Source organism: Nocardia sp. NPDC127579 (assembly GCF_042672005.1).
Taxonomy (GTDB): Bacteria; Actinomycetota; Actinomycetes; order Mycobacteriales; family Mycobacteriaceae; genus Nocardia.
In genome coordinates, this window is record NZ_JBHXVZ010000007.1 from 324,268 (window position 1) to 345,157 (window position 20,890).

Annotated in this window: 26 protein-coding genes and 1 pseudogene; 15 read left to right on the forward strand and 12 right to left on the reverse strand. The window is 66.6% G+C overall.

Translation table 11 applies throughout. The annotated features are described in order from the left end of the window. The first annotated feature begins 11 nt into the window (after positions 1-11). The 7 genes from ACFVMC_RS24340 (at position 12) to ACFVMC_RS24370 (ending at position 3,943) form a co-directional block, all read left to right on the forward strand. Complete coding sequence (locus tag ACFVMC_RS24340) at positions 12-389, forward strand: hypothetical protein (RefSeq protein ID WP_379213785.1); 378 nt, start codon at positions 12-14, stop codon at positions 387-389. Positions 390-690: 301 nt separating this feature from the next. Further along, positions 691-1,074: a YbaB/EbfC family nucleoid-associated protein gene (locus ACFVMC_RS24345; RefSeq protein WP_379213787.1), complete on the forward strand. Its 384-nt coding sequence runs from the start codon at positions 691-693 to the stop codon at positions 1,072-1,074. Then, on the forward strand, positions 1,074-1,394 hold the full coding sequence (locus tag ACFVMC_RS24350) for a hypothetical protein (protein ID WP_379213789.1): 321 nt from the start codon (positions 1,074-1,076) through the stop codon (positions 1,392-1,394). Before ACFVMC_RS24345 ends, ACFVMC_RS24350 begins: the two co-directional genes overlap by 1 nt. Then, a complete protein-coding gene (locus ACFVMC_RS24355; RefSeq protein ID WP_379213791.1) occupies positions 1,391-1,708 on the forward strand; it encodes a type VII secretion target in 318 nt (105 codons plus the stop codon). The genes ACFVMC_RS24350 and ACFVMC_RS24355 overlap by 4 nt, the downstream gene beginning before the upstream one ends. 3 nt (positions 1,709-1,711) lie before the next feature. Continuing rightward, positions 1,712-2,464, forward strand: a complete 753-nt coding sequence (locus ACFVMC_RS24360) for a hypothetical protein (RefSeq protein WP_379213793.1) — start codon at positions 1,712-1,714, stop codon at positions 2,462-2,464. Then, entirely contained in the window at positions 2,416-3,117 is a 702-nt protein-coding gene (locus ACFVMC_RS24365) for a hypothetical protein (protein WP_379213795.1), read from the forward strand. Before ACFVMC_RS24360 ends, ACFVMC_RS24365 begins: the two co-directional genes overlap by 49 nt. 136 nt (positions 3,118-3,253) lie before the next feature. Then, positions 3,254-3,943 carry a ZIP family metal transporter gene (locus ACFVMC_RS24370; protein WP_379213796.1) on the forward strand — a complete coding sequence of 230 codons (690 nt, stop codon included), beginning with the start codon at positions 3,254-3,256 and terminating at the stop codon, positions 3,941-3,943. Positions 3,944-3,967: 24 nt separating this feature from the next. Here the strand turns inward: ACFVMC_RS24370 and ACFVMC_RS24375 are convergent, their stop codons facing one another. The 4 genes from ACFVMC_RS24375 to ACFVMC_RS24390 all read right to left on the reverse strand — a co-directional run bounded on the left by ACFVMC_RS24375 (position 3,968) and on the right by ACFVMC_RS24390 (position 7,433). Continuing rightward, positions 3,968-4,465, reverse strand: a complete 498-nt coding sequence (locus ACFVMC_RS24375) for a hypothetical protein (RefSeq protein WP_379213798.1) — start codon at positions 4,463-4,465, stop codon at positions 3,968-3,970. Positions 4,466-4,505: 40 nt separating this feature from the next. After that, on the reverse strand, positions 4,506-4,916 hold the full coding sequence (locus tag ACFVMC_RS24380) for a hypothetical protein (RefSeq protein WP_379213800.1): 411 nt from the start codon (positions 4,914-4,916) through the stop codon (positions 4,506-4,508). A 381-nt stretch (positions 4,917-5,297) separates the two neighbouring features. Next, positions 5,298-6,923, reverse strand: coding sequence for a chaperonin GroEL (groL, locus tag ACFVMC_RS24385; RefSeq protein WP_379213802.1), 1,626 nt, complete (start codon positions 6,921-6,923; stop codon positions 5,298-5,300). 207 nt (positions 6,924-7,130) lie between these two features. Continuing rightward, on the reverse strand, positions 7,131-7,433 hold the full coding sequence (locus tag ACFVMC_RS24390; RefSeq protein WP_356979994.1) for a hypothetical protein: 303 nt from the start codon (positions 7,431-7,433) through the stop codon (positions 7,131-7,133). Positions 7,434-7,497: 64 nt separating this feature from the next. On the opposite strand from ACFVMC_RS24390, the gene ACFVMC_RS24395 reads away from it, so the two are divergent. Then, positions 7,498-8,172 (forward strand): suppressor of fused domain protein, encoded by a 675-nt coding sequence (locus ACFVMC_RS24395; protein ID WP_379213803.1) that lies wholly within the window; start codon positions 7,498-7,500, stop codon positions 8,170-8,172. 24 nt (positions 8,173-8,196) lie between these two features. On the opposite strand, the pseudogene ACFVMC_RS24400 reads toward ACFVMC_RS24395, so the two are convergent. Together ACFVMC_RS24400 and ACFVMC_RS24405 are read right to left on the reverse strand one after the other, a co-directional pair. Then, positions 8,197-8,592, reverse strand: a pseudogene (locus ACFVMC_RS24400) (GtrA family protein); the annotation flags it as partial. Beyond that, positions 8,589-9,545 (reverse strand): SDR family NAD(P)-dependent oxidoreductase, encoded by a 957-nt coding sequence (locus tag ACFVMC_RS24405; RefSeq protein WP_379213805.1) that lies wholly within the window; start codon positions 9,543-9,545, stop codon positions 8,589-8,591. The pseudogene ACFVMC_RS24400 and the gene ACFVMC_RS24405, both read right to left, overlap by 4 nt. 127 nt (positions 9,546-9,672) lie before the next feature. Between ACFVMC_RS24405 and ACFVMC_RS24410 the strand changes: the two genes are divergently transcribed. Both ACFVMC_RS24410 and ACFVMC_RS24415 read left to right on the forward strand, forming a co-directional pair. Then, a complete protein-coding gene (locus tag ACFVMC_RS24410) occupies positions 9,673-10,845 on the forward strand; it encodes a sensor histidine kinase (RefSeq protein WP_379213807.1) in 1,173 nt (390 codons plus the stop codon). Further along, entirely contained in the window at positions 10,842-11,498 is a 657-nt protein-coding gene (locus tag ACFVMC_RS24415) for a response regulator (RefSeq protein WP_379213809.1), read from the forward strand. Before ACFVMC_RS24410 ends, ACFVMC_RS24415 begins: the two co-directional genes overlap by 4 nt. Positions 11,499-11,503: 5 nt before the next feature. Here the strand turns inward: ACFVMC_RS24415 and ACFVMC_RS24420 are convergent, their stop codons facing one another. The 5 genes from ACFVMC_RS24420 to ACFVMC_RS24440 all read right to left on the reverse strand — a co-directional run bounded on the left by ACFVMC_RS24420 (position 11,504) and on the right by ACFVMC_RS24440 (position 15,245). Beyond that, positions 11,504-12,235 carry a Clp protease N-terminal domain-containing protein gene (locus ACFVMC_RS24420; protein ID WP_379213811.1) on the reverse strand — a complete coding sequence of 244 codons (732 nt, stop codon included), beginning with the start codon at positions 12,233-12,235 and terminating at the stop codon, positions 11,504-11,506. A 58-nt stretch (positions 12,236-12,293) separates the two neighbouring features. Further along, a complete protein-coding gene (locus ACFVMC_RS24425; protein ID WP_379213813.1) occupies positions 12,294-13,160 on the reverse strand; it encodes a sigma-70 family RNA polymerase sigma factor in 867 nt (288 codons plus the stop codon). 89 nt (positions 13,161-13,249) lie between these two features. Beyond that, entirely contained in the window at positions 13,250-14,137 is an 888-nt protein-coding gene (locus tag ACFVMC_RS24430; protein ID WP_379214084.1) for a CDP-alcohol phosphatidyltransferase family protein, read from the reverse strand. Then, positions 14,137-14,856: a phosphatidylserine decarboxylase gene (locus ACFVMC_RS24435; protein ID WP_379213815.1), complete on the reverse strand. Its 720-nt coding sequence runs from the start codon at positions 14,854-14,856 to the stop codon at positions 14,137-14,139. The genes ACFVMC_RS24430 and ACFVMC_RS24435 overlap by 1 nt, the downstream gene beginning before the upstream one ends. A 116-nt stretch (positions 14,857-14,972) precedes the next feature. Next, complete coding sequence (locus tag ACFVMC_RS24440; protein ID WP_379213817.1) at positions 14,973-15,245, reverse strand: GlsB/YeaQ/YmgE family stress response membrane protein; 273 nt, start codon at positions 15,243-15,245, stop codon at positions 14,973-14,975. 182 nt (positions 15,246-15,427) lie between these two features. Between ACFVMC_RS24440 and ACFVMC_RS24445 the strand changes: the two genes are divergently transcribed. Further along, complete coding sequence (locus tag ACFVMC_RS24445; protein ID WP_379213819.1) at positions 15,428-16,456, forward strand: beta-ketoacyl-ACP synthase III; 1,029 nt, start codon at positions 15,428-15,430, stop codon at positions 16,454-16,456. A gap of 1 nt (position 16,457) precedes the next feature. Here ACFVMC_RS24445 and ACFVMC_RS24450 read toward each other — a convergent pair whose 3' ends face one another. Then, positions 16,458-16,913: an SRPBCC family protein gene (locus ACFVMC_RS24450; RefSeq protein WP_379213821.1), complete on the reverse strand. Its 456-nt coding sequence runs from the start codon at positions 16,911-16,913 to the stop codon at positions 16,458-16,460. 187 nt (positions 16,914-17,100) lie between these two features. On the opposite strand from ACFVMC_RS24450, the gene ACFVMC_RS24455 reads away from it, so the two are divergent. From ACFVMC_RS24455 to ACFVMC_RS24470, 4 genes are read left to right on the forward strand one after another with little or no spacing between them, the layout of a single operon-like run. Next, entirely contained in the window at positions 17,101-17,268 is a 168-nt protein-coding gene (locus ACFVMC_RS24455) for a hypothetical protein (protein ID WP_379213823.1), read from the forward strand. A 57-nt stretch (positions 17,269-17,325) separates the two neighbouring features. After that, positions 17,326-18,993, forward strand: coding sequence for an FAD-dependent oxidoreductase (locus tag ACFVMC_RS24460; RefSeq protein WP_379213825.1), 1,668 nt, complete (start codon positions 17,326-17,328; stop codon positions 18,991-18,993). Between the two features lie 11 nt (positions 18,994-19,004). Beyond that, on the forward strand, positions 19,005-20,531 hold the full coding sequence (locus tag ACFVMC_RS24465; protein WP_379213827.1) for an ATP-binding protein: 1,527 nt from the start codon (positions 19,005-19,007) through the stop codon (positions 20,529-20,531). After that, on the forward strand, positions 20,524-20,877 hold the full coding sequence (locus ACFVMC_RS24470; protein ID WP_379213829.1) for a UBP-type zinc finger domain-containing protein: 354 nt from the start codon (positions 20,524-20,526) through the stop codon (positions 20,875-20,877). Before ACFVMC_RS24465 ends, ACFVMC_RS24470 begins: the two co-directional genes overlap by 8 nt. Positions 20,878-20,890 lie beyond the last annotated feature (13 nt).

Here is a 20,890-nt window from a genome sequence, read left to right on the forward strand (position 1 = left end):
GGACAACAGAAATGAGCCAGGACGATGTAGCCAAGTGGGAGCAGTTCGCGGCGCAAGCCCGCTCCGGCGAGCTATACCTGGACAGTGAGGAAGTCGCTCGGCAATGCCTGGCCGCCTGCGACCAGCGTGTCACCGACCTCGAAAACATGGCCAATCTGGTCGAACAGACGAAGCGCGTAAGCGGCTTCGGTGATTTCAAGATGGCCGATCAACTCGTCAGACAGTTCCTCGGACAAGCAACTGGCAATACCAATTCGATCGATGAAGTCCTCAAAGAACACATCGAGGTTGTAAGGGACATGGGCGAGATCATGGCTGTATCCGTCAAACGCATTACCGGCCAAGATGTCACCAATACCATCCACTTCAACACAAACGTTGCCAAATAGTAGCCGCACGTATCCCGAGAAACCAGGTCCGGCGTACTACATCAGACTCCTGTTCGTTACCTAGCGCAAGGCCTTCCGCATTCACGTTCGCGGCGTCCCCTCATGATCCTCAAGGCCTGTGCGGATCGCACAGATGTTGACAAACCTCGGCGCGACGGGCAGGCTCAGACCCTACAGATTCACGAAACAGCATGGGGCTCGAGGGGGTTTCGAGGATGTTGGGGGAAAGCTCTCATCTCATCGCCTGGTATCGCCCAGCACGCCCCGATGCGTGCGTCTTCGCGACGCAGAATAGGGACTTATGCACAGAGAAGAGCTGCGGGACATATTAGCGCGGCATGACGAGCAGATGGCAGCGATCCGCACCCGCATCAGAGGCGTGCAGCTCGAGATCAGTTCGATGTCATTCCGCAGCAAATCCGCTGACGGGAGAGCGATTGCCACAGTTTCCGATAGCGGGACACTGACGGAGTTGTCCGTTCCGTTAGGACTGGGCAACAAGAGTCAGCCTTCATGGGTTTTCATTCAGCAACTGGCCGAGGTCGGAGCGGCAATAACCGAAGCAGTTAACAAGGCACGCAGCAACGCAGTGACGGCCACGATGGAGGGCTATCGCCGGGAATTTCCGGCAGCATTTGAGTTGCTTGAAGATCTGCGACCGTATCCGGACGGTAGGGGGACCTGATGTCGGATTTTGATGAACTATACGCGCTGACCGAAGAGATAAATCAATCGTGGCGACGATCGGTTCATGAAATACGGCGCACCCAAGGCGTGTCTACGTCGGCCGTACTTATCCATCAGGAAATCAAAGACTCCTTTTCGGGCACGCCGTACGGGTCCGTAACAGTCGACAGTGACGGCACTTTGGTATCGATAACACTCGACCCCGACCAGGCGCTTGATATCTATGAAGAACATCTGCTGACTGCAGTCGTCACGGCAATCAATGCCGCTTTCGATAGATCTCGCGAATCAACCCCAACTGCCCAAGGATTCCGGTGACCGATTTTCACGTAGTCCCTCAGTCACTACGCACGGCCGCAAACGAGATGGGCGATGCCGCCGATAATTGGGAAACCGCCCAGTCCGAAATTCGGCAATTCCCTCTCAAAACTGGATCATGCGGCAGTTACGCAGAGTTTGCTCCTCAGGCATTCACTCAAATTGCAGACGTCGTTGCAACAAAGTTGGTTCAAAGCAAGGGGCACATATCACAAGGGGTTGAGGTCCTGAAGTTGGCAGCAAAGTTATACGAGGAGAAGGACTACGAGTTCTACAGCAAGTTCGGATATCAAGATGAGCAGCTTGGGAGGTAGGTGATGGGCGAGCGAACCAGGCAGGGCTATCCGATCCCAGCCGACCGGAACCCAAACGGACTTCCCGAGAATCTCATCTTCCCATGGGATAGCGCCGCAACCGTGGTGTCTGCAGCACAGTCGGTCGGCAACTCGGCCGTCGAGGCGCTGGTTGACAAGATTCGGGCAATGATCGGCAATCCAGTCGAAACCGAAGCTGTAGCAACGGCATGGAGACGAGCGGCGCGGCAAATTGTGTCGGCCATCGACGCCAGTGAGGGCCCGGGCTTGGAATCTGCAAAAGCAGAATTGGAGGCTCGATGGGTTGGAACTGGTGGGGATGCTGCCATTACATGGATCGGCCAGGTTGTCACTAACGGTAATGAAACATCAGCAATCCTTCTTGCAATGGCTAGCGAACTCGACGGAATGCGGTCGCAGAGCATCACGGCATACAAAGAAGCGATTGGACATATCGCGACAACGGCCAAACTTATCCTCGACACAGCTGGAGGTGTGATCAGCAAGATCAAGAAGGGTTTTGATATAACAGTTATTACCGATGCACTGTCCGATTTCGTCGAATTGGCAAGTGCCGTTGCAAACTCCCTGATTACGCACATGGATGCGATGAAGACGCGTATCGAGAGTCTCACCAATCAGGCAATTGCATTGAAGGTTGCACCATTGGCCGCGCCTGCGATGGCTGACTATAACGACAATGGTGGATGGCAGCCGAGAAACCCGACCGGATCGAAGATCGGCACACCACGGTGAGGCTGGCGTATCCTCGACTTGGCGCGATGGCAATACTTGCGGTGGCCTGCTTTACTGCTTGCTCCCCCGAGGGGACGACCGGATCAGAAGAAAATAGACCGCGGTTTGCGACCACACCATCCTCGTGTACGCAGGTTGCTCGGCCAATCGATGGTGCGATAAAGAGTTTCGCCGGATCGCTCTATAGCTCAACGGTTTCGATCGACGATCGAGGCGGCGTTCAGCAAGATATTATTCACCAACACTTGAGCTGCTCAGTCAGCTACTTCGATCGGGACGGTTTACCGGCATCAAGAACTCAAGATCAACCCAAGTCTCGAATAGTCAGCCTTCTCATACTGCGAAGCACTACTGATAAATCGGTAGAACTCGCTAAGAACTCCTTCCAGAAGAATTTCGGCGAGATAGCCAACGCTTTGAAATTGCCTGGCATCGGAGATGATGCATTTATTTACGATACGGAAGAACCTTCCGTCGGCACTCTCCGAGGCACAGTTAGGTTTCGTGTCTCGAATGTTGAGATAGTCGTGGGTGCTACGGCAGGTAACTCCAGCCAGAAGCTCGATACTCCGAGTTTGAAGACAGAGGTGCGGTCCACGGCCGAAGCGATGGCAAGGACATTGGCCGACAACCTCGACAGCGTGATGCGTTGACGTCGCGTTGCACCAGTACTTGCTTGCAGGCATAAGCAACGATGCCCGCTGGCCTTGCTAGAGAACAGGCGCACCATGGCTCGGGCGAGGCATGTCGGCCACCCGGAATCGCGACGCCGCCACCTAGGGTGAGCCCATGGTGAAAGCGCTGTTCTACGGGCTCGGGACCGCGGCACCGCTGTTGATCGGCGCCGCGGTCGGCCTCCGGTGGACACTGCCCAAACCCCTGCTGGCCTCGCTGATGGCGTTCGGTTCCGGCACCATGATCGCGGCCGCCTCATCCGAACTGTTCGAACCCGCCTTCCATCAGGCGGGCGTGTGGATCGCGGCGGCCGCGCTGTTCGCCGGAGCCGGAATCTATGTGGTGGCCAATCATTTCATCGAAGCGAAGCTCGGGGCCGCCGCCGTCGGCTGGGCGCTGATGCTGGGCACCATTCTCGACGGCGTCCCCGAGAACACCGCGCTAGGCGTCTCGCTCACCTCCGGCGGCGGCCTGGTCCTGCTGGTCGCCGTCGCCGTCGGCAACTTCCCCGAAGCCATCGGCGGGGCGGCCCTGATGCGCGACAAACACGACTTCTCCCCCGCCGCCGCCTTCGCGCTGTGGGCGGCGACCGGGGCGATCCTGGTCATCGTGACCGTCTTCGGTTACACGCTCTCGGACAATCTCTCCGCGACCCACATCAGCGCCGTACAGGCATTCGCGGGCGGCGCCACCATCGCCGTCCTCGCCGATTCACTCATGCCCGAGGCCTATCGCGAAGGTGGCTGGTGGGTCGGGTTGGCCACCGCGGCAGGGTTTCTCGTCGCTTTCGTGCTGGCGGGATGAAGGTCACGGCGGCCTGCGCGCGGGCTATTCGCGACGGATCCAACGGCCGACCGGTCGACTGGCCGTCATCGCCACCAGGGCCACCCCTGGGCCAGTGAACGCGAGCGTGAACAGCACCGCGAAGATCCGCATCGAGAAGCTCATGTGGACGCTGTCCAGTGAATCGATCAGCTCGGCGAGGGCGTAGACCACGGTTCCCGCGATCGCGAAGCCGCCACCGATCATCACGAGAACGCGTCCGATCACCGTGCGGCACAACAGGAATACCGCGCCGACGAGCAGCGTGATCGCCGCGAGACCGTACCCCAACCACAACAGTTGGAGACCGGCATCCGGCGCCAGGGCGAGCTCGTAGTCGCGTTCGACTCTGCGCCGTACACGGATGCCGTTGAGGGCGAACGCCCCGTACCCGAATCCGGCCAGCAGGGCGAACACCCCGGCCGCGATACCCATCGCACCATCGGCCGAATTCGGTCGCGGCGCTGGCCGATACGGCGCGTAGCTCGGTGGCCGAAATGTCATGTAGCGCCCCCTTTCCCCTCGCTGCACCCTACCCGCCGCCTCAGTCCTGCGCCCGCGCGGCGACCGTCCGGATGAATCTGACGAGATCCTCGACGTGATATCCGAGCAGTTCGGCTCGCTCCACCGACATCAGCGCCAACTGCCCGAGCACCTTCGCGCCCCACCCGTTCACCCCGTCGGCCGACCATTCGTCGACATTCTCGATCCCGAGGTCGTACATGGCCAGCCCGTACCGATCCCGCACCAGCGCACAGGTACTCGCGACCGCGTCGAGAAACGTCGGCCCCGGCCGCGCACACTCCAGCGCGAAGTACCGCCCGATCTCGGTGACCACACACCCGTCCGGCGGCTCCCCCTTGATCCGCTCGTACCGCCCATCCTCGAACCTGATGTCCCACAACCCGATCGGACAGTGGAACAACGTGAACTCATGCACTCCACCAGTAGCCATGCGCTATATGTTCCCCCGCCAAGATCACCCTCGTGCTCGAATCGCAATATTGCAAACGCACTTTTGCATTTTCGGCGAGTCGGCAGACAACCCCCGCGTAGCGTTCCGCCTCATGGCAACCAATCCACATGACACGTACATCGGACAGGTATTGGGAAACCCCGCGAACGCCGCGTCGTATCTACACACCGTCATGCCGAAACCCTTGTCGACCAAATGGACTGGGACAGTCTGGAGCTGGTGCCCGGCAGCTTCGTCAATGCGGCACCTTGCCCGAGCCACGACGAGGTGGCCCCGAACATGCTCAGCCACATACCGAAGGCCGGCCCACCAGTGGTGGACCGGCCTTCGGTTATGAAATTGCTTGCCTGGAGGCAGGACTCAGAAGTCCATGCCGCCCATGCCGCCGGTCGGGTCGCCCGCGGGAGCGGCGGCCTTCTCCGGCTTGTCGGCCACGACGGCCTCGGTGGTGAGGAACAGCGCCGCGATGGAAGCGGCGTTCTGCAGGGCAGAACGGGTGACCTTGACCGGGTCGGCGACGCCGGCGGCCAGCAGGTCCTCGTACTCGCCCGAGTCGGCGTTCAGGCCGCTGCCCGCGGGGAGGTTCGAGACCTTCTCCGCGACAACGCCCGGCTCCAGGCCGGCGTTGAAGGCGATCTGCTTCAGCGGAGCCGACAGCGCGACACGCACGATGTTGGCGCCGGTGGCCTCGTCACCGGTCAGCGACAGCTCGTCCAGGGCCGGAGCCGACTGCAGCAGGGCCACGCCACCACCGGCGACGATGCCCTCTTCGACGGCGGCCTTGGCGTTACGCACGGCATCCTCGATGCGGTGCTTGCGCTCCTTGAGCTCGACCTCGGTGGCGGCGCCGGCCTTGATCACCGCGACACCGCCGGCCAGCTTGGCCAGGCGCTCCTGCAGCTTCTCGCGGTCGTAGTCCGAATCCGAGTTCTCGATCTCGGTGCGGATCTGCGCCACGCGGCCCTTGATGGCCTCCGCGTCGCCCGCGCCCTCGACGATGGTGGTCTCGTCCTTGGAGATGACGACCTTGCGGGCCTGGCCCAGCAGCTCGATGCCGGCGGTCTCCAGGGAGAGGCCGACCTCTTCGCTGATGACCTCGCCACCGGTGAGGATGGCGATATCGGCGAGCTGCGCCTTGCGACGGTCACCGAAGCCCGGAGCCTTGACGGCGACGGACTTGAAGGTGCCACGGATCTTGTTGACCACCAGGGTGGACAGGGCCTCGCCCTCGACGTCCTCGGCGATGATCAGCAGCGGCTTGCCGGCCTGGATGACCTTCTCCAGCAGCGGCAGCAGGTCCTTGACGGTCGAGATCTTCGAGCCGACCAGCAGCAGGTACGGATCCTCGAGGACCGCTTCCTGACGCTCCGGGTCGGTGACGAAGTAACCGGAGATGTAGCCCTTGTCGAAGCGCATGCCCTCGGTCAGCTCCAGCTGGAGCCCGAAGGTGTTGCTCTCCTCGACGGTGATGACGCCTTCCTTGCCGACCTTGTCCATGGCCTCGGCGATGAGCTCACCGATGGACGCGTCGCCGGCCGAGATACCGGCGGTGGCGGCGATCTGCTCCTTGGTCTCGACCTCCTTGGCGGTGTCGAGCAGCTTGGCGGTGACGGCCTCGACGGCCTTCTCGATGCCGCGCTTCAGGCCGAGCGGGTTGGCGCCGGCGGCGACGTTGCGCAGACCTTCACGCACGAGGGCCTGGGCCAGCACGGTGGCGGTGGTGGTGCCGTCGCCCGCGACGTCGTCGGTCTTCTTGGCGACTTCCTTGACCAGCTCGGCGCCGATCTTCTCGTACGGGTCCTCCAGGTCGATCTCCTTGGCGATGGACACACCATCGTTGGTGATCGTGGGGGCGCCCCACTTCTTCTCCAGGACGACGTTGCGACCCTTCGGGCCCAGCGTCACCTTGACCGCGTCAGCGAGGGCGTTCAGGCCCCGCTCGAGACCCCGGCGGGCCTCTTCGTCGTACGCAATAGTCTTAGCCATGGCGTTGTTGAGATCCTCCACGTAGATGGCTGACACGCAAGGCGACCTCCGTGCGGGATCGCCCCAAATACGTGGCCAGGTCCGGTGCCCGCGACGGACGACCGAGGGTGTCGATGGAACCCGGCCTCACCGCCCCGACCTGGCACTCACTGATAGAGAGTGCCAAAGCCATTTCTAGCACTCGCCGATGTCGAGTGCAAGGTCGACCTACGGCCGATCGTCGATGCGCAGCACCAGCGCGACGAAGGCGTCGGTCCGCCGTTCGTCCGGGGTGCGCGGCTCCTCGTTGTCCACGGTGACCAGTTCCGCGTCGTGCAGCAGCAGCTCGGCTTCCACCCGCATGATCGCCCGGATGAAGGGCGGGGCCACCTCGGGCGGCAGATCGCCGTTCACGATGTACTCGCCGTCCGGCCCGTAATCCGTCGACACGTACGACAGGGCGCGCAGGAGGTCCGAGCGACGCTCTCCCGCGACTAGGTCGGAATCCGTTTCTTCTGTTTCATCCGCCATCGCTATAGCTTAACCGGCCAATCCGCCCGGCCGGGTCCGCGGGCGCGGACCTAGGGTTGGGCGGGTGAGTGGTAGACCCGGGTGGGATGCGATCGAAGGGGCGCTGGGACAGCTGTACGCCGGGGTCGAGCCGCGGCGGTGGCGGGCCGAGGACCCCTGGGCGAGCGGGGGCGCGGAGCCACTCGACGCGGTGTTCGCCTACGCGCGCGGCGGCCCGGCACCGCACTGGCACTACGTGAGCCTGGGAATGAGCGAGCTGTACGAGAAGGAGTGGGACAACGCGGCCGAATCGGGGTGGGGGTTCGAGTTCACGTTCCGGCTGGCCCGCCGTGAAGGCGAACTCCGGGCGCCGCACTGGCCGGTGACCTTCCTGCAGAATCTGGCGCGCTATGTGTTCCAGTCGGGGAAGCGGTTCGAACCGGGGCACACGATCAAATCGAGCGGGTCGATCGCGGCGGAACTGCCGGATTCGCAGATCCACGCGGTGGGGTTCGTGGTGGATGCCGAGCTGGGCGCGGTACAGGGCCCGTTCGGGCGGGTGGAGTTCCGGCAGATGGTGGGGCTGACCATGACCGAGTACCGGGCGGCGCTCGGCGGGAAACTGCTCGGGCTACTGGGCGGGCTGTCCGAGCAACTCCCGCTGTATGTCACCGATATGGACCGGCACACCCTGATCCCGGAACCGAAACCGCAGGCGAGCTGGCCGCGCTGGGGCGGCGGCCTGCGCGGCCGGGGATAGCCGGCCGCCCCGGAACACCCAGTGGCGCAGGGCGAGAAAGCGCAGTCCGCCGATCACCCCGGAGACCGCCAGCACCGCCGCGGCCGCCGCCACCCCGGTCAGGCCCGGCGCGAGCCGGGCGAGCACGGCCAGCGTCGCCGAGCTCGCGGCCAGCGCGACGACGGCGGTGCCCGCACCCTTCAGATGCGCGGCGAGCCAGCCGACCCGCGCCGAACGGAAGGTGAAGCGGCGGTGCAGTTCGTTGGCGAGCACGGTGCTCAGCACCGAACCCAGCAGATTGGCCAGCTGCGCGCCGGTGCCGTACAGCGCCAGGAAGGGCAGCAGATAGCCGAGATTGGCGAGCCCGCCCGCCGCCGCGAAACGCGACAGCTGGGCGATGGCCCGCTCGCCCAGCACGAAGCGCAGCAGGAGCCCGGTCATGCGTGCGCGGTCTTTCCACCGTCGATGACCAGTTGGGCGCCGGTGAGATACGGATGCTCCGGCGAGGCCAGGGTCAGCGCGAACGCGGCGATCTCCTCGGCGGTCGCGAGCCGGCCCAGCCCGGGCACATTGGAGCCCGCCCACTGTTTCATGAACACCTGGTAGACGTCGTCGGGCACGGCCTCCATCCCGGCCGCCCGGCGGACCAGTTCGGTGTCGGTGGTGCCGGGCACCAGCGTGTTGATCCGGATGCCGTCGGCCGCGTAGTCCAGGGCCGCGGACTGCACCAGCCCGACCAGCCCGCGTTTGGCGGCCGTATAGGCCGCGCGCCCGGCGTCGGTGGCGAGCGCGTTACTCGACGAGGTCACCACGATGGTGCCGCCGCCGGATCGGATCAGGTGCGGCACTTGGTATTTCATCGACAGGAAGACACCGCGCAGATTGGTGCCGAGCACGCGGTCGAAATCATCGGTGGTGTATTCGTGCAGTTTCTTCTGAATGGTGATGCCCGCGTTGTTGAATGCCACGTGCAGCCCGCCGTACTGCCGCGCCGCCGCCTCGACGAAGTCGCGCACCTCGCTTTCGATCAGCACGTCGGCACGGAGATAGGTGGCCTCGCCGCCCGCGGCGCGGATCTCGCGTTCCACCTGCTGCCCGCGGTCCACCCGTCGTCCGCAGAAGGCGACCGCGGCGCCTTCGGCCGCGAACTGCCGGGCCGCGGCCGCACCGATACCGGAGGTGCCGCCGGTGATCACCACGACCTGGCCGGCGAAGCGGCGGCGGCCGCCGTGCTGTGCGCGGGGCGGGTTGGAGTCGGCGCCGAGCGCTATCCCGCCCGCCACCCCGGCGGCGGCGCCGGCCGCGAGCCCGGCGGCGGTCATGCCGAACAGCTTGCGCCGGTTGGGTTTCGGCGTGGCGGCCGATTCCTCGGGGGTGTCGTTCGTTTCGGTCATGCTTCGACTCTGGCCGGGCGAGCCGTGTTTCGGATCCGCCCGCGGGGCCGCGCGCACGGCCGCGGGGTGGAGCCGTCTCCTCCCCCGGTAGGAGACGCGCGGGCGGACCGGGCGGCATCATGGGTACGTGGTGGAGTCGAGCGATATGGGCCGCGGCCTGGACTGGCTGCTGGATGCCCGGTCGCTGCCGATCCGCCTGGCCGTGCTGCTGGTGCTGGGCGCGGGATATCTGCTACTGCTGGTCGACGCGCCCTCGGGGCTGGACTGGGCGATCGCGGTGCTGTCGGTGCTGGCGGTAGCCGGCGGCGCGCGCTGGCCGCTGGCCACCTCGCTGTGCGCTACCGCCCTGCTGCTGCTCGGATTCGAGTTCGGGCAGACCGGGCCCGCGGTGTCGAAGGTCGCCGCCGCGGTCGCGCTCGCCGAACTCGCTGTCCGCAAACGTGGTTGGCCGCCGCTGCTGGGCGCGGTCGCGCTGGCCGGGGCATATCTGGCGCATCCGGCGGGCGGCGTCGCGGCCACCGGCTATCGGGCGATCGTGATGGCGGCGGCGCCGCTGCTGTTGGGTGTGCTGCTGCGGGTGGCCGGGGACAACGCGCGCCGGGCCCGGCGCGAGGCCGCGGAACTCACCCAGCGCCGGGAATCCGAGATCGCTGCCGCCCGCGCGGTCGAGCGCACCGCCATCGCCCGCGAACTGCATGATCTGATCGCACACCATGTTTCGTCCACCGTGCTGCGGGTCGGCGTGGCCCGGCACGCGGTGCCCGACGCGCCGCCCGCGCTGCTCGAGGTGCTCGACGATATCCACGCCAGCGGCAAGGCCACCCTGGTGGACCTGCGCAAACTGGTGACCATCCTGCGCGATCCACAGGCCGGTGGTGAATCCTTCGTCGCCCCGGCCGATCTGCCGGAGGCCATCGGCGAGGCGGTACGTCGGGCCCGCGGGCTCGGGTTGCGGATCGATGCGGAGGTGAGCACGGGTATCAGCGCGGTGGACGCCCCGGTCGGCCTGACCCTGCTGCGGCTGACCCAGGAGGGGCTGGCCAATACCGTCAAACACGCGGGCACCGCGGCGGCGGCCCGCCTGGCCATCTCGGGCACCGCGGACGGCGTCGATTTCCTGCTGTGCGACAACGGTTCCGGTGCCGTGCCGCCGTCCGGTGCGGGCGGCGTCGGACTGATCGGATTGCGCGAGCGGGTGGCCCTGCTCGGCGGATCGCTGGCGGCGGGCGCGACCGCGACCGGCTGGCGGCTGGCCGCACACCTGCCCACGACGGCGCTGTCGGACGGCGGGGCCGCGTGACCATTCGCGTGCTCATCGTCGATGATCAGCGCCTGGTGCGGGCGGGTCTGCGGATGCTGTGCGAGACCGCCGGTGATCTGGAGGTGATCGGCGAGGCGGGCACCGGCGCCGACGCGGTGCGCCTGGCCGATCAGGCGCGCCCGGATGTGGTGCTGATGGATCTGCGTATGCCCGGGATGGACGGAATTCGCGCTACCACGGCGATTCTCGCGGCCCGCCCCGCGACCCGGGTGATCGCCCTGACCACCTTCGACGACGACGAACACCTCTACCCCGCGCTGACCGCCGGCGCCTGCGGCTTCCTGGTCAAGGACGCCGCACCCGGCGATCTGCTCGACGGCATCCGCCGTGCCGCCGCGGGTGGTCGCCCCTTCTCCCCCGATGTCCTACAGCGCGTGGTCGATTCGGCGATCGCGGCCCGCACCGGTATCAGCACCGAAACCCCGGATCCCGCCATCGTTTTCGGCCTCACGCCGCGCGAGTCCGAGGTGCTGACTCTGCTCGCCGAGGGCCGCTCCAACGCCGAGATCGCCACCGCCCTGCATGTCGGCGTCACCACTGTCAAAACTCACGTCACCAACCTGATGGCGAAAACCGGAGCCACGAACCGGGTCCGGCTGGCCGCGCTCGCGCGCCCGGATCGCTTGTCCTGAAAACCTCAGCCCTGCGGGGACTTCTGGTTCAGATAGACCGAAAGCAGTTCCTGGATATGGGCTTCGGATTTGGCCTTGTCGACGCCGAGATCGGTGAGCAGGCCGGCGCCGTTCTCCTGTTCGAGCAGGGCGAGCAGCAGGTGTTCGGTGCCGATGTAGTTGTGGCCCAGGCGAAGTGCTTCACGGAAGGTGAGCTCGAGGGCCTTGCGGGCCTCGGCGTCGAACGGGATCAGCGCGGGCAGATCGCTGCCGTCGGAGGCGGGGACGGCGGCTCGAGCGGCCGCGCGGGCGGCCTCGAGGGTGACGCCGTTGGCGATGATCTCCTGCGCGCCGAGCCCTTCGGGCTGGTCGAGCAGGCCGATGACGAGGTGGGCGGTGCTGATCTCGGGGTTGCCGGCGGCGCGGGCCTGCTCCTGTGCGGCGACCACGACCTTGCGGGCGCGGTCGGTGAACTTGGCGAAGCCCGCGTTCGGGTCCATGGCGGCGGCGTCGCCGGGCTGCTTCGGCACGAACCGCTTCTGCGCGGCCTGCTTGGTGACCCCCATGCTGCCGCCGATGTCGGTCCAGGAGGCGCCGGAGCGCCGAGCCTGGTCGACGAAGTGGCCGATCAGGTGGTCGGCGAGTTCACCGAGGTGACCGGCGGCGACCACGGCGTCGGAGAGTTGGTCGAGCGGGTTGTCGGGGCGGGCCTTCTTGATGCCGGAGATCAGGTCGTCGAGGCGAAAGGAAGACGTCATGCCGTCAACGATAAGTTGACGACCGCGTCTCGTCAACCATGCGTTGACATTGCGAGAATCAGCCGGTCAGGCCCGCGAGAAATGCCAATTTGCCGCGCCCGAGCACCACGCGCACCGCGCCCACCACCCCGTTCACCGCCTCGATATCGAGGACCAGCACCGGCCGGCCTCGCTGTCGGCCCACCGCCGCCAGCCCCCCGTTGACCTCCTCCAGCCCGACCTCCACGCCGTCCTCGGCCCTGAACAGCCCGACCAGAAACCGCGCGGCCGCCGCACCACCCGCCACCGGCTCGCCCACGCGACCGCCACTGTCGACCGTCACCGCGATATCGGCGGCGAGCATCCCCGCCAGCTCCTCGACCGCACCGGCCCGCGCCGCCCGCAGCAGACGCTCCCACCGCGCCCGCGCCTCGGCCCCCGGAAACTCCAAGCGCCCCTTACCCTCTCGTGCCCGCGCCCGGGCCCGCCGATAGGCCCGCTGCACCTCGGCCTCGGCCAGCTCCAGCATGTCGGCGATCTCGCGATGGGCGTACCCGAAACCCTCGCGCAGCACCAGAATCGCCCGCTCGGCGGGCTCGAGCCGTTCCAGCACGGTCAGTAGTGCGAGCGAAACCTGTTCGCGCTCTTCGACGGATTCCAGCGGACCGAGCACGCCACCCGCGGTCGGCACCGGCTCGGGCAGCCATGCACCGGCATAGTCGGCCCGGTGCGCCTGCGCCGAAACCAGCCGTGCCCGACACAGATTCGCGACCGTGGCGGTCAGCCAGACCTCCGCCGACCGGACACCGGCGCGACCGGCGCTCCAGCGCAGCCCGGCCTCGCGCACCGCGTCCTCCGCCTCGCGCGCCGAACCAAGCATGCGGTAGGCGAGCGCGAACAGTCTGGGGCGATGGGTCTGGAATTCGTGCAGACCGTCGGATTCCACCGCCACCCTCCTCCCGCGCTCGAGTCGGCTCGATCGCCTGGAGTGACACTACCTTTCGGGGCTTGCGGAATCCTGGGTCGTGTCTTGGGTCAGTCCTCCGACGGCCGCTTGGCCCCCGGGCGGCGCAGCCGCAGCCGCGCACTCGACACCCGAATCGCGGGGCGCCGCAAGGCCGGTCGGCGACGCTGCGCCCGGCGCTGCGCCCGGCGCTCGGCCGGCTTGTGCTGCCAGGTCTCCGGCCGCGCGGCCACCCAGCGCTGCGAATGCCAGGCGAACGGAATGTGCCCCAGATACAGGCCGACCAGGATCAGCAGCAGCACCAGCGGGTAGGTCACCAGCAGCGCCGCGGCCACCGCGACCAGGACCAGCAGCCCGGCCGCCGCCTGCGGCGCCACCGACACCGACTTCATGGCCAGAGTCGGAATCGTGCTGACCGCCAGCGCCGCCGCGAACACCGTCCACGCCGCCACCGGCCAGAAACCGATCCACGAGGGTTCATCGAACTGCACGTACAGCGCGATCGGCGCGAGCGCGATCAATGCCGCCGCGGGCGCGGGCACACCGACGAAGTACTCCCGCGACCAGTCCGGCCGGGTGTCGTCGTCGAGCAGGGTGTTGAACCGGGCCAGGCGCAGCACCAGGCTCACCGCGTACAGCAGCGCGATGATCCAGCCGGCGCTGCTACTGTCCAGCAGCGTCACGTAGAGGACCAGCGCGGGCGCGACACCGAAGGAGATCGCGTCGGACAGCGAATCCAGCTCCGCGCCGATCTTGCTGGTGGCGTCCAGCATTCGGGCCAGACGCCCGTCCAGGGTGTCCAGCACCGCAGCCGCGCCGATCATGGCCAGCGAGATGTCCAAGCGACCGTCGAGGGCGAACTTCACCGCCGACAGGCCCGCGCACAGCGCCAGGATGGTGACGACGCTGGGCAGCAGGCGAATCGAACGCCGCCGCTGCTTGGGCGCCGCGGCCTCCATCATGAACCGGCCAGCACGGCCAGGACGGTTTCGCCCCCGATCGTGCGCTGCCCGGGCTGCACCAGCAGCTCGGTCCCGGCCGGGAAATAGGTGTCGACCCGCGATCCGAAGCGGATCAGGCCGTAGGTGTCGCCGATGGTGAGCACGTCACCCTTCTGGGCGTCGCATACGATGCGGCGGGCCAGCAGGCCCGCGATCTGCACCACGACCAGCTGCTCGCCGTGCACGGTCTCCAGGATCATGCTGTTGCGCTCGTTGACCGAGCTCGCGTCGGGCAGGTCGGCCGATTTGAACTGGCCGGGCTGATGCAGCACCTCGCGCACCACGCCGGAGACCGGAACCCGCTGCACGTGGACGTCCAGCACGGACAGGAAGATGCTCACGCGGGGCACTGGTTGATCGCCCAGGCCCAGTTCGGCGGGCGGGGCGGCGGTGTCGACCAGGGCGATCTCGCCGTCGGCGGGCGCGACCACGACACCCGCGCGGTTCGGCGGCACCCGATGCGGGTGCCGGAAGAACCCGGCGATGGCGGCGGCGGCCAGCAGCCCGCCGCGGCGCACCCACTTGCGCTTGCCGCCGAGGAGTGCGACCGCGAGCGGGGCGGCCACGAACGGCAGCCCGGCCGGATGCAACGGCGGGATCGCGGATCGAACCAGGTCGATCACGTGACCGACCGCGGTCGTATCGGGCGTGCCGGGCGGGGTGGGACGGCGTGCCACAGGCTCCTCTTTCGTGCTCGGTGCAGAAGGTTTGCGCCCCTCAACGATAGGGCTGACGCAAGCGATCACACCTTACGGGAACGGAGCCTGCGGCACGCGCGGACGGCGTCGCCCGGTCAGCGTGCTGGTCGGCGCCCGGTTACCAGCTTCACCAGGAACAGCAGCAGGGCGGCGCCACCGAGGCAGGTGAGGAAGCTGAAGATGAGACCGCCACCTTCGACGTCCACGCCCAGCAGCTTCAGCAGGAAGCCGCCGAGCAGGCCGCCGACGACTCCGACCACGACATTGAGGACGATGCCCTGTTGGGCGTCTGTCCCCATGAACTTGCTGGCGATCCATCCGGCGATGCCGCCGATGATGATCCAGCCGATGATCCCGAGACCCAGCATGGAAACCTCGCATCCACTAGTTGGGACGCACGCCCCTAGCAGATGGCGTGCTCAACTCGGTATACCCGGCGAATGTGAGAATACGCACTTCCGCCGCGCCGGGTCCGGGCTAATATGAGGGGGCCTCATGTCTGCTCAGAGGCAACATTGATGAGGCAGCGCCAGGTACATAGGAGACGCACATGTCTGCTCGATTCGCCCAGACCACGGGAGCAGAGCACACCGCGATTCTCGGGCTCGGCGTATATCGCCCGGCCCGGGTAGTCACGAACGAGGAAGTCGCGGGGCCGATCAACTCGAGCGACGAGTGGATCCGTACCCGATCCGGCATCAAGACCAGGCGTTTCGCCGACGACTCCGAAACCATCCAATCCATGAGCGTGGCCGCCGCACGCGACGCCATCGAAGCCGCCGAGATCGAGGTCGACCAGATCGACTGCGTCATCGTGGCGACCTCCACGCACCTACTGCTCACCCCCGCGGCCGCGCCGCGGATCGCGACCGAGCTCGGCATGAACGGCGCCGCCGCCTTCGACATCTCGGCCGGCTGCGCCGGCTTCTGTCACGCGCTGGCGCTGGCCTCGGATCTGGTACGCGGCGGCACCGCCAAGAACGTGCTGGTGATCGGCGTGGAGAAGCTGACCGACACGATCAATCCGGCCGACCGCTCCACCGCCTTCCTGTTTGCCGACGGCGCGGGCGCGGTGGTGGTGGGCCCCGCCGAGGAACCGGGTATCGGTCCCACGGTGTGGGGTTCGGACGGCACCCAGCACCACGCCATCCGCCAGGACAAGGACTGGGTCGAGTTCTTCGCCGAGATCGAGGCGAAGGGCACCGACGCGGTCCGGCCCTATCTGGCGATGGAGGGTACGGCCGTCTTCCGCTGGGCCGCGCACTCGCTGGAGAAGGTGTGCCGCGACGCCATCGATCGCGCGGGGCTTTCCACCGACGATATGGACGCGATGATCCCGCATCAGGCCAACGGCCGGATCATCGAGATCATGGCGCGGGTGCTGAAGTTGCCGGAGAACTGCGCGCTGGCCAACGACATCGAGGAGACCGGCAATACCTCGGCCGCCTCGATTCCGCTGGCCATGGAGGCAATGCTGCGCAAGGGCGAGACCAAGCCCGGCGCCACCGCACTGTTGATCGCGTTCGGCGCGGGCCTGTCCTACGCGGCGCAGGTGGTCACCCTGCCCAACTGGAAGTGACTCAGCGGCCCGCTTCGACGGTGCGCTTGATCGCCTGCAAGGTCTGGTTCATCCCGGCCACCAGGACACCGTCGAAGCGGTCGTAGCCGCCCATCCCGAGTTCGATCGCCTTGCGGGAGATCGCGGTGGTGCCGTTGGGCGCCTCGCGGCGCTGGATCAGGCGGGTGCCGGCGGCGGTGGGCTCGAGGGTGAAGCTCCAGATCATCCGATTGTCGAGCACCTTGAAGGCGAACGCGGTGTTGGGCTCGATGCGCACGACACGGGAGGTGGTGGGCCAGAACAGCTTGCCGTCCCGGTTCAGGTTGACCGCGAAGGTACCGACCTTGACCTTGCCGATCGGGAAGGTGCGCACGGTCTGCGGGCTGAATTCGGGAATGCGCTTCAGATCGGACACCACTCGCCAGACCTGGTCGGGGGTCGCGTCGATATCGATGGACGCTTCGAGATTCTTCGGCAACGGTGCCTCCGTATTGAGAGTGACGAGATGTAACACATAATAGTGAGAGCCAATTGGAATACAACCGGGTCACATTTTGGCCGCCCGGAGCCCGCCCGCTGTAATAACGGGCGCAGAATGGTTGATAGACGTAGCAACAACAGACGCACTGCCACCAACTTTCCCATCCAGCGTGAGGTGATCGGCTGTGAAACTGCGCTCGCTCCTACCCCGTCGCCGTAACCACGATCTTCCGCAGCTGCCTTCGATCGAACCCGAAGACGGACGCCCCGCGAAAGCTCGCCCGACCGAGGAAAAGCTGGAACGACTGCTCACGCCGACCGAACTCGATCTGGTCAACCACCATCAATACTGAGCGCCGGCCCCTGGCACGGACAGGACAGGCCACAGCCCGACACGGGATAATCGTCGGGTGACTGCTCCAGCTGCTCCGAAGCCGGCCATCCTCAGCGTCGACGACGATCCCGGCGTATCCCGCGCGGTAGTGCGCGATCTGCGCCGCCGCTACGGCGCCGACTACCGGATCCTGCGCGCCGAATCGGGAGCCGACGCCCTCGACGCCCTGCGCGAGATGAAACTGCGTGGCCAGCCGGTCGCGGTCCTGATCGCCGACTACCGCATGCCCGGCATGGACGGTATCGAATTCCTCGAGCAGGCCATGGACCTGCACCCGTACGCCCGGCGCGTGCTGCTCACCGCCTACGCCGACACCTCCGCCGCGATCGACGCGATCAATGTCGTCGACCTGGACCACTATCTGCTCAAGCCGTGGGATCCGCCGGAGGAGAAGCTGTATCCGGTGCTCGACGGCCTGCTGGAAGCCTGGCGCGGCAGCGCGAATCGGCCGGTCACCGAGACCAAGGTGGTCGGCAACCGCTGGTCGCCGCGATGTTCGCAGGTCCGGGAATTCCTGGCGCGCAACCAATTGCCCTACCGCTGGTACCTGGCCGAGGAGGCCGAGGGCGGGCGGCTGCTGGAAGCCGCCGGCGTCGGATCCGACCGCTGCCCCGTCGTCATCACCTCCGACGGGCAGGCGCTGGTCGAGCCCACCGACAGCGAACTGGCCGAACACGTCGGCCTGACCGTCAACCCCACCGGCGACTTCTACGACCTCATCGTGGTCGGCGGCGGCCCCGCGGGCCTGGGCGCGGCCGTCTACGGCGCCTCCGAGGGCCTGCGCACTGTGCTGGTGGAACGCACCGCCACCGGCGGACAGGCCGGGCAGAGCTCCCGCATCGAGAACTACCTGGGCTTCCCCGACGGACTGTCCGGCGCGCAGCTGGCCGATCGGGCCCGGCGCCAGGCCGCGAAGTTCGGCGCCGAGGTGATCACCACCCGCGAGGTGGTGGGCCTGGAGGTCAACGGGTCGGCGCGCACGGTGACCTTCGCCGACGGCGGGCGGCTGTGCGCGCACACCGTCATCATCGCGACCGGCGTCGACTACCGGCGCCATCCCGCGCCCGGCGTCGACGAATTCACCGGTCGCGGCGTGTATTACGGCTCGGCGATGACCGAGGCGACCGAATGCGCCGACCACGACGTCTATATCGTGGGCGGGGCCAATTCGGCCGGGCAGGCGGCGGTGTTCCTTTCCCGCAACGCCCGCACCGTTCATCTGGTGGTGCGCGCGGATTCGCTGGAGAAATCCATGTCGCACTATCTGATCCAGCAGATCGAGCAGATCCCGAATATCAAGGTGCACCACCGGACCGAGGTGATCGGCGCCGAAGGCGAGGACCATCTCCAGTGGATCATGCTGCGCGACAACGCGACCGGCGTCGAGGAGAAGGCCGAGGCGGAGCGCCTGTTCCTGTTCATCGGCGCGGCGCCGCAGACCGAGTGGCTCGACGGCGTGGTCAAGCGGGACGCGGCGGGTTTCGTGCTGGCGGGCCCGGACCTGACCGTCGACGGCGAACGCCCCGGCGGCTGGGAGCTGCCGCGCTCACCGCACCACCTGGAAACCAACGTGCCCGGCGTCTTCGTGGCCGGTGACGTGCACGCCGAATCGGCCAAGCGGGTGGCGTCCGCGGTCGGTGAGGGCGCCATGGCCGTCATGTTCGTGCACCGGTACCTCGCGTAGGAGCAAGTGAAATGACCGAAGAAATCGCGGCGCGGGTCTCGCACGGAATCTGTGATCCCGCCGAGCTGCGCACCCTGTTCCTGTTCGAGAAGCTGAACGACGAGCAGCTGGCCTGGCTGTGCGCCGACGGCAAGATCGAATACCTGGAGCCGGGACTGGTATTCCGCGAAGGCGATCCGGCGACCTGCTTCTACGTGCTGATGGACGGCGAGGTGCGGATCACCAAACTGTCCGGCGGCACCGAGCTCGAGCTGAACCGCACCGACTACCGGGGCGTCTACTCCGGCGCCTGGACCGCCTACCTGGGCGACAAGGTCGAGCAGAACTACACCGGGTCGATGTATGTGACCCGAAAATCCCGGTTCTTCGTGCTGGACGCGGGCACCTTCGCGCGCATGATGCGCGAGTGGTTCCCGATGGCGGTGCATCTGCTGGAGGGCGCGTTCTACGGCAATCGCAAGACCAATCAGCGTGTGGCCGAACGGGAACGGCTGCTCGCACTGGGTTCGCTGTCGGCGGGCCTGACCCACGAACTGAACAATCCGGCCGCGGCCGCGGTGCGCGCCACGTCCGGATTGCGTGATCGCGTCGCGGGCATGCGGCACAAGCTGGCCATGATGGCCGAGGGCAAGTTCTCGCCCGAAGTCCTGGTCACCCTGGTGCGCTGGCAGGAGGAGGCCGCCGACAAGGTCGCCAAGGCGCCGGATCTGGCCCACCCGTCGCCCGACCACCGCCCCTCATCGAATCGCTCCGCGATGCTGTCAGTCATGGAGGCCAGCGACCGGGAAGAGGCGCTGGGCGAGTGGTTCGAGGACCATCAGATCTCCGGCGGCTGGGATCTCGCGCCGAACTTCGTGCAGGCCGGCATCGACGTGGACTGGCTCGAGACCGTGCACGGCACCCTGGAGGGCTGCGCGGATCAGGTGTTCGAAGGCGCGGTCCGCTGGCTGAACTACACCATCGAGACCGAGCTGCTGATGAACGAGATCGCCGACTCGACCACGCGGATCTCCACCCTCGTCGGTGCGGCCAAACAGTATTCGCAGATGGACCGGGCCCCGTTCCAGGTGGTGGACCTGCACGAACTGCTCGACAGCACGCTGGTGATGCTGGGCCGCAAAATCGGCGACCACATCACGGTGGTCAAGGACTATGACCGCTCGCTGCCCCAGATCCCCTGCTACGCCGCCGAATTGAACCAGGTGTGGACCAATCTGATCGACAACGCGGTCTACGCCATGGCCGGGCAGGGTACGCTCACCGTCCGCACCTACAAGGAAAGTGACTGTGCGGCAATCGAAATCGGCGACACCGGGCCCGGTGTACCGGATGCGGTGCTGCGCCGGATCTTCGAGCCGTTCTTCACCACCAAACCCGTCGGCGAGGGCACCGGCCTCGGTCTGGACATCTCCTTCCGGATCGTGGTCAACAAGCACAACGGTGATATCCGCGTCGAATCCGAGCCGGGCAACACCCGATTCATCGTCCGGCTACCCCTGCACCCCGAGACACCCGCACCGGAGGCGACCGATGTCTGAAGCTATCGAAGGGATCGACCCCGCGGCCGCGCCGAGCGGAACCGGCTGTGTCGAATGCGAAACCGTCGGGGGCTGGTGGGTGCATCTGCGCCGGTGCGCGCAGTGCGGCCACGTCGGTTGCTGCGATTCCTCACCGTCGCAGCACGCGTCCGCGCACGCCAAGGACTCCGGGCACCCGTTCATCCAGAGCTTCGAACCGGGCGAGGACTGGTACTGGAACTACCTGACCGAGGAAATGTACGGCGAGGGTCCGGAACTGGCTCCGCCGCACAGCCATCCGGCCGATCAGGGCGTGCCGGGGCCGCGCGGACGGGTTCCCGCGGATTGGCAGTCGCACGTGCACTGAGCACACCCGGTAC